This window comes from Planococcus sp. PAMC 21323, assembly GCF_000785555.1.
In the GTDB taxonomy this organism is placed as follows: domain Bacteria; phylum Bacillota; class Bacilli; order Bacillales_A; family Planococcaceae; genus Planococcus.
On the sequence record NZ_CP009129.1, the window covers coordinates 1236874 to 1251145 of the forward strand.

Below are 14272 nucleotides of genomic sequence, written 5' to 3' on the forward strand. Positions count from 1 at the left end.
CTTTTCGTCTATAATGATTGGTATTGTGTCAACACAATTGTGAAGATGCAGCTGAGTGATAGAAGGGAAGAAAAACTTTGTTTGGATTTAGTTCAAAAGATGTTGGAATTGACTTAGGCACAGCAAATACATTGGTGTATATTAAAGGCAAGGGAATTGTTCTTCGTGAACCTTCTGTTGTGATTAAAAATAAAGCGACTGGCGAAATTGTAGCGGTCGGCAGCAAAGCTAAAAATATGATGGGGCGTACAGCCAGTTCGATCGTCGCAGTACGGCCAATGCGTGACGGTGTTATCGCGGATTACGACACGACCTTAACAATGATCAAACACAATCTTGCTGAGGCGTTTCGAGCTGTCGGTAGTAAATGGAAAACAGGAACAGTTATGATTTGTGTACCTTTTGGCATTACTTCGGTTGAGCAACGTGCAGTTTTAAATGCTGCTCGGGCAGCTGGAGCGCGCGAAGCTTTTACCATTGAAGAGCCTTTTGCAGCAGCGATTGGTGCAAATTTGCCAGTATGGGAACCTGTTGGCAGTATGGTCGTCGATATTGGGGGCGGAACGACAGAAGTCGCCATTATTTCACTCGGCGGAATTGTTTCGAGTGAATCGATTCGTGTTGCAGGAGATGCGTTGGATACTGAAATTATCCATTATATTCGTAAAGCCTATCAAGTATTAATCGGGGAAAGAACGGCTGAAGCACTCAAATTCGGCATTGGATCTGCAGCTATTATGGAAGCTTCTGAAAAAGATGTCACAATGGAGATTCGCGGTCGTGACTTAGTCACTGGATTTCCGAAAACGCTGCAAATCACGGCTGGTGAAATTGCAGAAGCGTTACAAGAACCGGTTGCTGAGATTTTGACGGGTATTAAAGCAGCACTAGAAAAAACACCGCCTGAATTGAGTGCAGACATTATCGGAAATGGTATTGTGTTGACCGGTGGAGGCGCCTTACTTAAAAATCTTGACCGTGTGATTTCACAAGAAACTTCAATGCCAGTATCTATTGCTGAAAATCCATTAGACTGTGTCGCACTGGGCACAGGCATGGCGCTTGAGAATATGGACAAATTCCGACGCCAGTTATCAATTAAATAAGGAGGATGGCGATATGCCAAAGCTTTTAACAAACAAGCGGCTAATTCTGCTGCTGTTGGGTGTCATCCTGCTCGTTGCACTGATTTCTTTTTCGCTCCGTGATCGCGGCAATGTGTCGCTTCCGGAACAAATCATAAAAGATGCTGTTGGAGCCGGGCAGTCGGTATTTTCACGACCTGCTCATTTTGTTACTGGAATTTTCGATAATGTCGATTCGTTATTGAATACATTTGAAGAAAACCAGCATCTGAAAACGCGCTTAGAAGAATTTGCGGGTGTGCAGGCTGAAGTAAAGGACTTGCGTTCTGAAAATGAAGAACTGAACAAAATTGTTGGTAAAGAAGAAGATTTACGAGACTTTAACCCGATTCAAGCAACGGTCATTGCACGGAACCCGGATCAATGGGAAGAAAAATTGATCTTAAATAGTGGATCCAACCAAGGCGTTAAACCCAATATGGCTGTTATGACGGCAAGTGGCTTGATCGGTAAGGTGACATTAACAACGCCTACTACTTCGACAGTTGAATTGATTTCGACGCTCAACCCGAACTACCGCGTATCAGCGATGGTTGTGGGTGGAGCGAAAGATGTTTTTGGACTTATTGAAGGCTACGATGCCGAGCGACACGAATTATTATTAAAGCGTATTGATGCGAATATTGAGTTAAAAAAAGGGGACCAAGTGATATCAAGTGGTCTCGGTGGAATTTTTCCAAAAGGTATTTTAATTGGAACGATTACTGAAGTAACAATTGATGAGTTTGGTTTAACAAAGCTTGCTTATGTGAAACCAGCAGCTGACTTTTCTCTTTTAAACCACGTCATTATTGCAGATCGACTAATGCCGGAAGTGGACGGTGAAGACAATGGCGTGACAGGAGACGATGAATCATGATTCGTTTTCTTATTCCGTTGATCTGCCTCGTCCTGTTTTTCATGGAACCGGTTTTTGGTCTTTTCTCACCAATATATATTGGCGGCGAATGGAATTATATTGTGCCGCGTTTTCTCATTATGTTCTTGATTTTTTTAACGCTTTATTATGATTTAAAGCATGCCATGTTTTATGGATTATTTTTCGGGCTCTTGTATGATGTCTTTTACATTGATATTATTGGATTATATTCTTTTTTGTACCCGGCCATATGTCTAGTTGCAGCAGCTGCATTCAAAAAGATTCCTCGGAATTTATTGACAGCGACCCTGCTGACGCTCGTGTTATTGGCATTGTTCGAGTTTTTGCTGTACCAATTCTTCCTGCTTATTTCATTGACGGGGATGCCGCTTGGCACGTTTATCACGACAAGATTATGGCCAACGATGATCGCCAATTCAATTTTCTTGGTGATGCTCGGCTGGATTTTTAAGTCGGTAATGGTCACGCAATTATCAGAGCGTGACAACAAGGTAGGTTTATATTAATGAAAGCGCAGGTGACATTTTTTTGAAGAATCTCGTTAATATTAAAGGGAAAAATAAAGGACTTGTGCTGTATCTCGACGATCAATGTGCATATTCTGAGTTATTGACCGAGTTAAAAGCGAAAGTATCGGATCCTGCGCTAGACAGTGATACCGAAGTGACGGTGCATTTAAACAAACGTTATTGCACAGAAAGTCAGATTCAAGAGCTTAGCGAAGTGGTTGCAACAAACCCTCATTTAAAGGTTGTTGGAACTACGAGCGATATTTTAAAAGTCGAAGAATGCCAGCAAAAGATCATTGAAAGTCAATCAGAAACATACGTCGGCATTGTGAGATCTGGGCAAGTAGTCAAAGCTGAAGGCGACTTGGTCGTTATTGGCGATGTTAACCCGAACGGTCGCGTCGAAGCCGGCGGTAGCGTATATGTATTGGGTCGTTTAAAAGGTGCAGCGCATGCCGGAACAAAAGGCAATCGCGACGCAGTTATTGCGGCATCTTGGCTAGAAGCAACACAATTAAAAATTCACGACGAATTGGAAACAATGACAGACGAGTTGTCTAGTTTATCGGAACAACCGGAAATGGAATGTGCATATTTACATAAAAATGGCACCATCATTATAGACCGCTTGCAGGAATTGCGGTTTATCCGTCCGCAAATTTCAACGTTTAAAGGAGGAAGCTAGTGTGGGAGAAGCTATCGTAATTACATCAGGTAAGGGAGGCGTCGGTAAAACGACGACAACCGCCAACCTCGGCACTGCATTGGCCCTTCAAGGGAAGAAAGTATGTTTGATCGATACCGATATTGGCTTACGTAACCTTGATGTTATTTTAGGACTTGAAAATCGTATCATTTATGATTTGATTGACGTATTAGAAGGTCGTTGCAAAGTGCACCAGGCGCTTGTGAAAGACAAACGTTTTGATGATATGCTTTATTTATTGCCAGCAGCGCAAACTGCTGACAAAAACGATGTGAATCCAGAACAAATGAAAGAACTCGTGACTGAACTGAAAAAAGATTATGATTTTGTCATTATCGATTGCCCAGCCGGCATCGAGCAAGGCTATAAAAATGCTGTCGCTGGAGCGGATCACGCAATTGTCGTGACAACTCCTGAAATTTCAGCAGTTCGCGACGCTGACCGCATTATCGGTTTGTTGGAACTTGAAGAAAACATTGATGCACCGCGTTTAATCATTAACCGTATTCGCCCACATTTGATGAAAGCGGGAGAAGCGCTTGATGTGAATGAAATCACGACACATTTATCGATTGATTTACTAGGCATCGTGGCTGACGATGAGCGCGTTATTTCAAGCTCAAACAAAGGTGAACCGATTGTTATGGATCCGTCTAACACTGCAGCACTTGGCTACCGCAATATTGCTCGCCGCTTGCTAGGTGAATCGGTGCCGTTGATGAGCATGGAAAAAGCACCACCAAGTTTGTTTACAAAAATCAAAGCCGTCTTTACGAAATAAAATATACCGAGCCTTCGCTATTATAGCGAGGGCTTTTTTAAAACTTTCGGGAGGTGTGGGATGAACGAATTTTTACTTGTTCAAATGATTTCAGCAGAAAAATTGTTAGCTAGTCATGAATCAAAACAAATGGTGGTTTCCGAATTAAAAAACTCTCTAGCAGGCGTGAGTGGTGAACAGCGCACGGCTGCTTTGTTGAAAAGAGAATTAGATTTACCTAGAGAATTTGCTTTGTTGAGTGATATTCATATTCCTTATAAAGACGGCTCGGTGCAAATTGACTTGTTGCTGGTCCATGGAGACTTTATTTGCGTGCTGGAAGTAAAGAACATGATCGGCGAGTTTTATTTTGACTCAGTAAATTTTCAGTTTCACCGTATTGTTGATGGCCGCAGGGAAGGAATGCGAAACCCAGAAGCGCAATTGCACCGCGCCGTAAAAGCAGTTTCTGGATTTCTCGGGGTCCCTGCGCACGGTGTCATCGTTCTTGCGAGTCGTTCAGGAAAAGTAGTCGATGCCCCGAAACATTATCCGGTTGTATCGCTTGATTACTTGCCATTTCACTTAGAGCAGCTAGCGCACGGAGCGGAACTTTTTAACGTCGCAACATTAACAGCGAAGTTACACGGACTGCCAATGCGCAATACCAAACGACAATGGCTCGAGCGTCAAAAGATTACGCTCGATTCGCTGCGTCTCGGTGTGACTTGTCCAACTTGCCGCAACTGTCCGCTTGTCTGGCAAAATCGTAAATGGCATTGTGCTAGATGTAATTTTAATTCGCGAGATGCACACGAAGTCACATTGCAAGAATACGCCGTGCTGTTTGGCAATAAACTCGACACGCAAATTGCGTATAAGTTGCTCGGTGTCGAAGACAAATACGTATTGTACCGGTTGCTCGTAAAGTCAGCTCCAAAGAGTAACGTGCGGGGCAAGCGGCAAATTATAGAAAACCGCGATTTGCTAAGAGCGTATTTTGCTCGCGTTTATAGGTGACCGCACCTCGCGCGCAGATAACCGCACCTCAGAGAGCAAAGACCGCACCTCGCGACCACACAACCGCACCTCAAACAAATCATAACCTCACGCCTCACAATCAATTTGCCGAAAAAGTACATTCCCTATTGACTCGACTAGTCGCCACATGGTATTATTCTAATGTTATGTTTGTAGCATATCATTGCTGCAACCGCTCGAATCAGGTTACGTTAAGAAGATGCTTCGGCAGATCACCTGAATAGGCGAGTCTTAATCTAGAGGAGGTGCAAGGATATGTACGCGATTATTGAAACTGGTGGAAAACAAATCAAAGTAGAAGCAGGCCAAGAAATCTATGTTGAGAAATTGACTGGAGAAGCTGGTGATGTTATCACTTTTGACAAAGTTCTATTTGTAGGTGGAGATGATACTAAAGTGGGTGTTCCTTTTGTTGAAGGAGCTACTGTTACGGCTAAAGTTGTAAAAAGCGGCCGCGCTAAAAAGATCACTGTTTTCACTTATAAAGCGAAAAAGAACTACCATAGAAAAAAAGGTCACCGTCAGCCATACACGAAATTGACTGTCGATGCAATTAACCTGTAAGAATGATACTTGTAACTGTAAAAGAAACGTCAAACCGCATTTCGTCCTTTGAAATGTCAGGTCACGCGGATTACGCTGAACACGGGCAAGACCTCGTTTGTGCTGGAGCATCTGCTGTCTCTTTTGGAGCTGTGAATGCCATCATAGAACTTATGGGAATCGAACCAGATATTCAGCAAGCGAATAGCGGCTTTTTAAAAGTCAGTTTTCCGAGTAACTTGGATGATAAGACGGATGAGCAGGTTCAACTGCTAGTGCGCTCTATGATTGTTTCATTAAAAACGATTGAACAAGACTATGAAGAATATATTAAAATAACCTTCACAGCTTAGGAGGTGGGACAGAATGTTAAGATTAGATCTTCAGTTTTTTGCATCTAAAAAAGGTGTAGGTTCAACGAGAAACGGACGTGACTCAGAATCTAAACGCCTTGGCGCAAAACGTGCAGACGGCCAAGAAGTTACTGGTGGTTCAATTTTATACCGTCAACGCGGTACTAGAATTTATCCAGGTGAGAACGTTGGACGCGGCGGAGACGATACACTTTTTGCTAAAATCGACGGAGTTGTTCGTTTCGAACGTTTCGGACGCGATAAGAAAAAAGTTAGCGTATATCCAGTTGCACAAGAAGCTTAATACAAAACGAAAAGGGCTGCTTTCGCAGTCCTTTTTCTTTTGAAAATAATCGGCGCAATTCATGAGATAGGTTAGGCGCATTATTTTGGGAATTTACTACGAATTATTGGTATACTGGAATAAGAAGCTGAATCGGGACGTGACTTATGGATAAACCAATGACAGTGGCACAATCGCTTCGGCATGCGCGCCATGATTTTTTAAATGACCTTCAATTAATCAAAATGAATTTAGATCTTGGCCGTCTGCAAGAGGCACAAGTGCTTATTCGTTCGTATGCCGAAGCGTCTATGCATGCCAGCCGGCTAGCCGACATCGGGCTACCGCTGACAGAGGAGTGGCTGCTAACAGTCAATTGGCGCTTTCCTGGATTTAATTTCCAAGTAGAGTGTCAGGCTGTTACAGCGCCCACACATTTAGATGGCGAATTCCAGCGTTTTTTAGAGGATTTTGTAGAATTAGCAAAACAGCAATTGAGTCCTTATCAAGTGTTTGATTGTAAGATTTTATTAAAGTCTGATAAAGCGTTTTTTGAAATAATGATCAGTTGTTCGGAGAATTGGCCGGACTTGAAGCTAGTGGAAACAGATGGATTCACTGTACGAAAAGAGTGTAGCGAAGACAACACAATGATTGTTGTTCGTGCACGGATGGAGGGATAATATGTTTGTCGATCACGTAAAAGTTTATGTTAAAGGTGGCGACGGCGGAGATGGCATGGTTGCTTTCCGTCGCGAAAAATATGTACCAAACGGCGGCCCTGCCGGTGGAGATGGTGGTAAAGGCGGGAATATCGTCTTTATCGTTGAAGAAGGATTACGTACGCTAATGGATTTCCGTTACAAACGGATCTTTAAAGCTGAACGTGGAACACACGGAATGAGTAAAAACCAACACGGTGCAAAAGCAGAAGATACATTGATCAAAGTTCCACCAGGCACAGTTGTAAAAGACGTCGATACAGGCGAAACAATTGCTGACTTAGTTGAACACGGTCAAACTGCTGTTATCGCTAAAGGTGGTCGTGGCGGACGTGGGAACTCACGTTTTGCAACACCTGCAAACCCAGCTCCAGAGCTTTCTGAAAAAGGCGAACCGGGTTATGAGCGTAATGTTATTTTGGAATTGAAAGTATTGGCAGATGCTGGACTTGTTGGATTCCCGAGTGTCGGGAAATCGACATTATTGTCAGTCGTTTCTGCTGCGAAGCCGAAAATTGCTGAATACCATTTCACAACGATCGTTCCAAACTTGGGCATGGTTGAAACAGAAGACCAGCGCAGCTTTGTTATGGCCGATCTTCCTGGATTAATCCAAGGCGCTCACGAAGGAATCGGTCTTGGCCATCAATTCCTACGTCATATCGAACGCACACGTGTCATCATTCACGTAATTGATATGTCTGGTCTTGAAGGACGCGAACCTTACGAAGATTACTTAACAATCAATGAAGAATTAAAACAATACAATATGCGTTTAACAGAACGTCCGCAATTGATCGTTGCAAACAAAATGGATATGCCTGATTCTGAAGAGAATTTAGCGAAATTCCGCGAAAAATTGCCGGAAGATGCACGCATTTTCCCGATTTCAGCATTGTCGCGTAAAGGATTAAACAACTTATTGTTTGCCATTGCGGATGTCATTGAAGTAACACCAGAATTCCCGTTAATGGGTGACGAAGAAGCCGATTCAGAAAGCACAGTATTGTACAAACACGAAACGGATGCAGATGGCTTTGACATTACACGCGGTCCAGATGGCGCATTTATCCTATCTGGCTATGCGATTGAACGTATGTTCAAAATGACGGACTTTTCTCGTGAAGATTCAATTCGTCGCTTTGCTCGTCAAATGCGCGGTATGGGAATTGATGATGCTCTTCGTGAACGTGGCGCAGAAAATGGCGACACGGTTCGTTTGCTTGAATTCGAATTCGAATTTATGGATTGATGCGGAGGTAGCTTGAATGAAGGATATTTCGGAACAACGATATTATTTAGTGCGTGAAGACGTTTTAACAGAAGCGATGCAAAAAACGCTTGAAGTGAAAAGAATGCTGCAAAATGACCGCATTTCCATTTTGGATGCTGTGAACAAAACAGGTCTTTCGCGCTCCGCGTTTTATAAATATCGTGACGCTGTATTTCCGTTCCATTCGATTGTCAAAGAACGGATCTTGACGGTTTTCTTGCAATTAGAAGACCGCTCAGGAACGCTTGCGACACTTCTGCAAACAGTCGCTGAAAACGGCTGTAATATTTTAACCATCCATCAAACCATTCCGATCCAAGGGCGAGCGAATGTCACTTTGTCTTTGGACGTTACGGCGATGGACGGGAATTTGGACGTATTTTTGCAACAGCTGAAAAAACTCGATTTTGTCGAGTCAGCTGATGTGGTATCAAGTGGATCATCTTAATGGAGGAATGTATAAATGACTGGACAAGCTATAAGTAAACGAATTTCGTATTTAGGGCCGGAAGCGTCATTTACACACCTTGCGGCAACAAAAGTTTTTCCTGATAGTACACTGGTGCCATTTACAACCATTCCCGAATGCATAGAAGCAGTGGCAGAAGGCAGCGTAGACTACGCTGTCGTGCCACTGGAAAATGCATTAGAAGGATCGGTTCCATTAACACTGGATTATTTATTCCATGAAGCCGAATTGTATGTGACGGCTGAAGTATTATCGCCGATTGAACAGCATTTATTGGTGCACCCTGAAAACCGCCACGCGGAATCATTTGAAGCGATATATTCGCATCCGCATGCACTGGCACAATGTCATAAATATCTTTACTATACATATAAAAGCACACCACTAGAGCAATATAGCTCGACAGCAGCCGCGGCTAAAATGGTATCGGAGTTGCCCGAGCGTAATATTGCAGCAATTGGCAATGAATTCTCAGCCCATAAATACGGCTTGGACATCTTGCAACGCGATATTCATGATTTCCATTTTAATCACACACGCTTTTTTGTGGTGTCAAAATCCAATCATAAGCTAGACAATCCGCAACATGAGGAACAAATCAAAACAACCTTGATGATGACCTTGCCAGACGATGATCGTTCAGGTGTGTTACACCAAATTTTGTCGGTTTTTGCATGGAGACGGTTAAACTTGAGTAAAATCGAGTCGCGTCCATTAAAAACGGGTCTTGGGGATTATTTCTTTATCGCGGATGTACTAGCGGACGAAAACGATGCGATGATGCGCGGTGCGTTCGAAGAACTTACAGCTTTAGGATGCACAGTGAAAACGCTCGGCTCGTATTACACGTACAAAAATTAAACAAAAGTCCCGCAGCGAAAATGCTGCGGGACTTTTTATGTGTTGAACACATTAATCAAAATTATATTTCATGAGAATTAGATTCTTTTGCAATGAAAAAAGTAAGTACCCTATCTACTTATTTGGAGAAGCGTTCGCTCGATTCCCGCCCAACGGAAAGCGAGCGATAAGCTTCGGAAAATACGACTATAGGGGGGATTTGCGAATTAAAAATCTATTCACTTTCTTCTAATAAAAATCCATGCTCACGCATTGCACGAACCGCTTGATCAAGTGTTGCGGAGTCTGGTGCAGTAATCGTGTGTAGATGCGTGCCATCTGTTAACTCCAGTAAGTAGCTAGCACCGGTGTCGCGGATGCGTTTCATAAAGACTTCTACTTCTTGCACGCTCGAGACATGAACACCCGCTGTTAATTCTCCGTAAACAGGATGTTCGATTGACACGTCTTTAACGGTAACACCCGCTTCGACTAATAAGATTAATTCGCGTTCCGTGTCATCCGCTTGGTGACGACACGCAATACGGCGGCTCGCTTTTTCAGTTGTGCGATCCGCCAAATACAAATAGCCTTGGCTCGTTGCAAGTATAGGTTCACCTTTTGCTTTTAGCAAAGTCATATCGCCAACAATCACTTGGCGAGATACATTTGCAAGAGCAGCCAAATCACTGCCTGTGATTGGCTCGTTTGATGTTTTGATTTTTTCTAACAAAAATTGACGGCGTTGTTCGCCCAATAATTTTTTCATGTAAATCCCTCACTTATCGACTCGTTATAGTTATCTTATCATGTGCCAGACAACAGTGGGATTATTTCGTCTAACGCGCGCGAATATGCTATAATTGTTAAGTTGAATTAAAGGAGAGACTGTCCATGTACGATTACATAAAAGGCACGGTAACACGCGTAACGCCTGAATATTTAGTAATAGAACAGCAAGGAATTGGCTGGCAAATATTTGCGCCAAATCCGTATTCATTTGGTACAGAAGATTTACAAGTATTTCTGCATCATCACGTGCGAGAAGATGCCCAATTGCTTTTTGGCTTTCCGACGTTTGAACAGCGAGAATTATTTCGTAAGTTAATTTCGGTTTCTGGTATCGGTCCAAAAGGTGCTTTAGCCATTTTAGCGAGCGGACAACCGCAACACGTGATTGAAGCGATTGAACAGGAAGATGAGTCGTATTTAGTGAAATTTCCGGGAGTCGGCAAAAAAACGGCTCGTCAAATGATTTTGGATTTAAAGGGCAAGCTTACCGAGTTTTTTGGCGAATCATTAGGAGCCGAAGACACCCACAACTTGCTGTCTAGCGACCAAGGTGAACTTGAAGAAGCAATGTTGGCCCTTGGCGCACTTGGTTATTCAGAACGTGAAATCAATAAAGTAAAACCACAACTACGTGATTTAGATTTAGATACAGAAGGCTTTATGAAAAAAGCGTTACAGTTACTACTTAAACAAAACTGATGAAAGGAGGCGGACGGCATGGAAGATCGCATAATCGATAGTGAAGTTTCGGAATTTGATGATCGTTTCGAGCAATCGCTGCGACCTCAAATGTTGTCTCAATATATTGGACAACATAAAGTAAAACACAATTTGCAAATTTTTATTGAAGCTGCAAAAATGCGTCAAGAAAGTTTAGACCATGTCTTGTTGTATGGGCCTCCTGGACTCGGGAAGACCACATTGGCAGCTGTTATCGCCAATGAAATGGAAGTCAATGTTAAAATGACTAGTGGACCAGCCATTGAACGACCAGGTGATTTAGCGGCCATTGTTTCATCATTAGAACCAGGTGATGTTTTGTTTATCGATGAAATTCACCGCTTAAACCGTGCAATCGAAGAAGTGTTATATCCAGCAATGGAAGATTTTTGTTTGGATATAGTCGTAGGTAAAGGTCCAACAGCGAGATCTGTCAGACTCGATTTGCCGCCGTTTACGTTAATTGGTGCAACAACGCGAGCTGGAGCTTTGTCAGCACCGCTACGTGACCGTTTTGGTGTGTTGTCACGACTCGATTATTACGACACAGAAGCTTTGACGGAAATCGTCATTCGCTCTTCTAAATTATTCGAAGCAGACATAGATCCAAACGCCGCTGTTGAAATAGCACGCCGTTCTCGTGGAACACCACGTATTGCCAATCGTTTACTGAAACGCGTACGTGATTATGCACAAGTTCGCGGAACCGGCACAATCACAATGGATATGGCAGAGCAAGCTCTTGAAATGTTGCAAGTCGACCCACTTGGGCTTGATCATATTGATCATAAATTATTAACGGGCATGATTGAACGTTTCCGTGGCGGTCCTGTTGGACTTGATACTATTGCGGCAAGTATTGGGGAAGAGTCGACAACGATTGAAGATGTTTACGAACCGTATTTGCTGCAAATTGGTTTTATTCAACGAACGCCTAGAGGTCGTACTGTTACACAATTAGCCTATGAACACTTTAAATTGGAGATGCCTGAATGACTAAACTACAAACAACGACAAGCTTAAACATACAAGATTATGATTTTGATTTGCCAGAAGAATTGATTGCGCAAACGCCATTACTCGACCGTACGTCGAGTCGTCTTTTGGTGATGAATCAGCAAACAGGAGAGACGTCTCACCGCCATTTTCGGGACATTACCGATTACTTGCAAAAAGGCGACACACTCGTATTAAACGATACGCGTGTGCTACCTGCTCGTTTAATGGGTGTGAAAGAAGATACTGGGGCAAACATTGAACTATTACTTCTAAAGCAAATAGAAGACGATGTGTGGGAAACCCTAGTGAAACCTGCAAAAAAAGTAAAAATAGGGACAGTTGTTTCATTCGGTGAAGGCTTATTGCGTGCAGAATGTACCGGTATTCTGGATCACGGTGGACGTCATTTTAAAATGATCTATGACGGAATTTTTTATGAGATTTTGGATCAATTGGGCGAAATGCCATTGCCTCCTTATATTCGTGAAAAACTAGAAGACCAAGACCGTTACCAAACGGTTTTTGCAAAAGAACGCGGCAGTGCTGCGGCTCCTACTGCTGGACTTCATTTTACTGATGAGTTATTGGAAAGAATCCGTAACAAAGGTGTCAATATCACATTTATCACGCTTCACGTAGGACTGGGCACATTCCGTCCGGTATCGGTTGACTCGATTGAAGATCACGAAATGCATTCGGAATTTTACCGAATTTCAAAAGAAACAGCCGATCTTATTAATGAAACAAAACAAAATGGTGGACGAATTGTGTCAGTTGGCACAACTTCGACACGTACACTTGAGTCGGTCGCACAAAAGTTTGATGGTGAATTACAAGAAGATAGTGGCTGGACGGATATTTTTATTTTCCCGGGCTATGAATTTAAAGCGGTTGATGGCTTAATCACCAATTTCCATTTGCCAAAATCGACATTGGTTATGCTCGTTAGCGCATTATCGAGTCGCGACCTTATATTAAATGCCTATAAACAAGCAGTAGATGAACGTTACCGTTTTTTCAGCTTTGGAGATGCGATGTTTATTGAACCACAGAAAAAGGAGACTCACCAATGACAGCAGCAGTTACGTACGAACACATCAAAACCTGTAAACAAACAGGCGCACGACTCGGAATCGTCCACACACCACACGGTTCTTTTGAAACACCGGCATTTATGCCAGTCGGTACACAAGCAACCGTTAAAACCATGTCACCAGAAGAATTAAAAGCAATGAACGCGGGCATCATTTTAAGTAACACCTACCATTTATGGTTGCGTCCAGGGAATGATGTCATTAAAGAAGCGGGTGGATTGCATAAATTCATGAACTGGGATCGTCCGATTTTAACGGATTCCGGCGGTTTCCAAGTATTTTCACTAAGTGAATTCCGCAATATTAAAGAAGAAGGCGTTCATTTCCGTAATCACATGAACGGCGATAAATTGTTTTTGAGCCCTGAAAAAGCAATGCATATTCAAAATGATCTAGGATCTGACATCATGATGGCATTTGACGAATGTCCACCATTCCCAGCGACGCATGAATACATGAAGTCAAGTGTTGAACGAACGTCTCGATGGGCAGAGCGTTGTCTTGAAGCGCATCAACGTCCACAAGATCAAGCATTATTTGGCATCATTCAAGGTGGCGAATTTGAAGACTTGCGCAAACAAAGTGCGCAAGACCTTGTGTCTCTTGATTTCCCAGGATACGCAATTGGTGGATTGTCAGTTGGTGAACCAAAAGACGTCATGAACCGTGCGTTAGAATATACAACGCCGTTAATGCCAGCCGACAAGCCTCGATATTTAATGGGTGTTGGTTCACCCGATTCACTTATCGACGGTGCAATTCGCGGCATTGATATGTTTGATTGTGTCTTACCGACACGTATTGCGCGTAATGGTACATTGATGACAAGCACTGGACGTTTAAATATTAAAAACGCAGCATTCAAGCGTGATTTTGGACCAATCGACGAGAAATGTGATTGCTACACTTGCACAAATTATTCGCGTGCATATGTCCATCATTTGATTCGTGCAGATGAAACCTTCGGAATTCGACTTACTAGTTATCATAACCTGCAATTTCTGTTAAACTTAATGGGACAGGTGCGTCAAGCTATTCGAGAAGACCGCCTGGGAGATTTCCGCGAAGAATTTTTTGAAGCTTACGGTTTCAATAAACCCAATGCTAAAAATTTCTGAGTTAGAAACAGAATAGAGAAAGTGA

The 14272-nt window shown here is 42.8% G+C and carries 18 protein-coding genes and 1 other annotated feature; of the genes, 17 read left to right on the plus strand and 1 reads right to left on the minus strand.

Annotated features, from left to right (window positions below):
* The first annotated feature begins 77 nt into the window (after window positions 1–77).
* The 13 genes from PLANO_RS06260 (at window position 78) to pheA (ending at window position 9545) form a co-directional block, all read left to right on the plus strand.
* Window positions 78–1106 (plus strand): rod shape-determining protein, encoded by a 1029-nt coding sequence (locus PLANO_RS06260; protein WP_038703612.1) that lies wholly within the window; start codon window positions 78–80, stop codon window positions 1104–1106.
* Window positions 1107–1119: 13 nt separating this feature from the next.
* Window positions 1120–2004 carry a rod shape-determining protein MreC gene (gene mreC / locus PLANO_RS06265; protein ID WP_038703613.1) on the plus strand — a complete coding sequence of 295 codons (885 nt, stop codon included), beginning with the start codon at window positions 1120–1122 and terminating at the stop codon, window positions 2002–2004.
* Window positions 2001–2531: a rod shape-determining protein MreD gene (gene mreD / locus PLANO_RS06270; protein ID WP_038703614.1), complete on the plus strand. Its 531-nt coding sequence runs from the start codon at window positions 2001–2003 to the stop codon at window positions 2529–2531. Before mreC ends, mreD begins: the two co-directional genes overlap by 4 nt.
* 16 nt (window positions 2532–2547) lie before the next feature.
* On the plus strand, window positions 2548–3219 hold the full coding sequence (minC, locus tag PLANO_RS06275) for a septum site-determining protein MinC (RefSeq protein ID WP_038703615.1): 672 nt from the start codon (window positions 2548–2550) through the stop codon (window positions 3217–3219).
* A gap of 1 nt (window position 3220) precedes the next feature.
* Complete coding sequence (gene minD / locus PLANO_RS06280; RefSeq protein ID WP_038703616.1) at window positions 3221–4021, plus strand: septum site-determining protein MinD; 801 nt, start codon at window positions 3221–3223, stop codon at window positions 4019–4021.
* Between the two features lie 60 nt (window positions 4022–4081).
* Window positions 4082–5020, plus strand: a complete 939-nt coding sequence (locus PLANO_RS06285; protein ID WP_038703617.1) for a nuclease-related domain-containing protein — start codon at window positions 4082–4084, stop codon at window positions 5018–5020.
* A 181-nt stretch (window positions 5021–5201) separates the two neighbouring features.
* Window positions 5202–5283, plus strand: a sequence feature (ribosomal protein L21 leader region).
* A gap of 13 nt (window positions 5284–5296) precedes the next feature.
* Window positions 5297–5605, plus strand: coding sequence for a 50S ribosomal protein L21 (gene rplU / locus PLANO_RS06290; RefSeq protein WP_008498928.1), 309 nt, complete (start codon window positions 5297–5299; stop codon window positions 5603–5605).
* 2 nt (window positions 5606–5607) lie between these two features.
* The gene (locus PLANO_RS06295; RefSeq protein WP_038703618.1) at window positions 5608–5937 is read left to right on the plus strand and encodes a ribosomal-processing cysteine protease Prp; all 330 of its coding nucleotides are present in this window, start codon (window positions 5608–5610) and stop codon (window positions 5935–5937) included.
* 13 nt (window positions 5938–5950) lie between these two features.
* The gene (gene rpmA / locus PLANO_RS06300; RefSeq protein WP_008498930.1) at window positions 5951–6241 is read left to right on the plus strand and encodes a 50S ribosomal protein L27; all 291 of its coding nucleotides are present in this window, start codon (window positions 5951–5953) and stop codon (window positions 6239–6241) included.
* Between the two features lie 146 nt (window positions 6242–6387).
* Window positions 6388–6903 carry a Spo0B domain-containing protein gene (locus PLANO_RS06305; protein ID WP_038703619.1) on the plus strand — a complete coding sequence of 172 codons (516 nt, stop codon included), beginning with the start codon at window positions 6388–6390 and terminating at the stop codon, window positions 6901–6903.
* Between the two features lies 1 nt (window position 6904).
* Window positions 6905–8194, plus strand: a complete 1290-nt coding sequence (obgE, locus tag PLANO_RS06310) for a GTPase ObgE (protein WP_038703620.1) — start codon at window positions 6905–6907, stop codon at window positions 8192–8194.
* Window positions 8195–8210: 16 nt separating this feature from the next.
* Window positions 8211–8663: an ACT domain-containing protein gene (locus PLANO_RS06315; protein WP_038703621.1), complete on the plus strand. Its 453-nt coding sequence runs from the start codon at window positions 8211–8213 to the stop codon at window positions 8661–8663.
* A gap of 15 nt (window positions 8664–8678) precedes the next feature.
* Window positions 8679–9545, plus strand: coding sequence for a prephenate dehydratase (pheA, locus tag PLANO_RS06320; protein ID WP_038703622.1), 867 nt, complete (start codon window positions 8679–8681; stop codon window positions 9543–9545).
* A gap of 214 nt (window positions 9546–9759) precedes the next feature.
* On the opposite strand, the gene PLANO_RS06325 is transcribed toward pheA, so the two are convergent.
* Complete coding sequence (locus PLANO_RS06325) at window positions 9760–10293, minus strand: transcription repressor NadR (protein ID WP_038703624.1); 534 nt, start codon at window positions 10291–10293, stop codon at window positions 9760–9762.
* 125 nt (window positions 10294–10418) lie between these two features.
* Here PLANO_RS06325 and ruvA point away from each other — a divergent pair, with 125 nt between their 5' ends.
* The 4 genes from ruvA to tgt are packed head-to-tail and all read left to right on the plus strand — an operon-like array spanning window position 10419 to window position 14247.
* Window positions 10419–11015, plus strand: a complete 597-nt coding sequence (gene ruvA / locus PLANO_RS06330; protein WP_038703625.1) for a Holliday junction branch migration protein RuvA — start codon at window positions 10419–10421, stop codon at window positions 11013–11015.
* 18 nt (window positions 11016–11033) lie between these two features.
* On the plus strand, window positions 11034–12032 hold the full coding sequence (gene ruvB / locus PLANO_RS06335; protein ID WP_038703626.1) for a Holliday junction branch migration DNA helicase RuvB: 999 nt from the start codon (window positions 11034–11036) through the stop codon (window positions 12030–12032).
* Window positions 12029–13108 (plus strand): tRNA preQ1(34) S-adenosylmethionine ribosyltransferase-isomerase QueA, encoded by a 1080-nt coding sequence (gene queA, locus PLANO_RS06340; protein ID WP_038703627.1) that lies wholly within the window; start codon window positions 12029–12031, stop codon window positions 13106–13108. The genes ruvB and queA overlap by 4 nt, the downstream gene beginning before the upstream one ends.
* Window positions 13105–14247, plus strand: a complete 1143-nt coding sequence (gene tgt / locus PLANO_RS06345) for a tRNA guanosine(34) transglycosylase Tgt (RefSeq protein ID WP_038703628.1) — start codon at window positions 13105–13107, stop codon at window positions 14245–14247. The genes queA and tgt overlap by 4 nt, the downstream gene beginning before the upstream one ends.
* Window positions 14248–14272 lie beyond the last annotated feature (25 nt).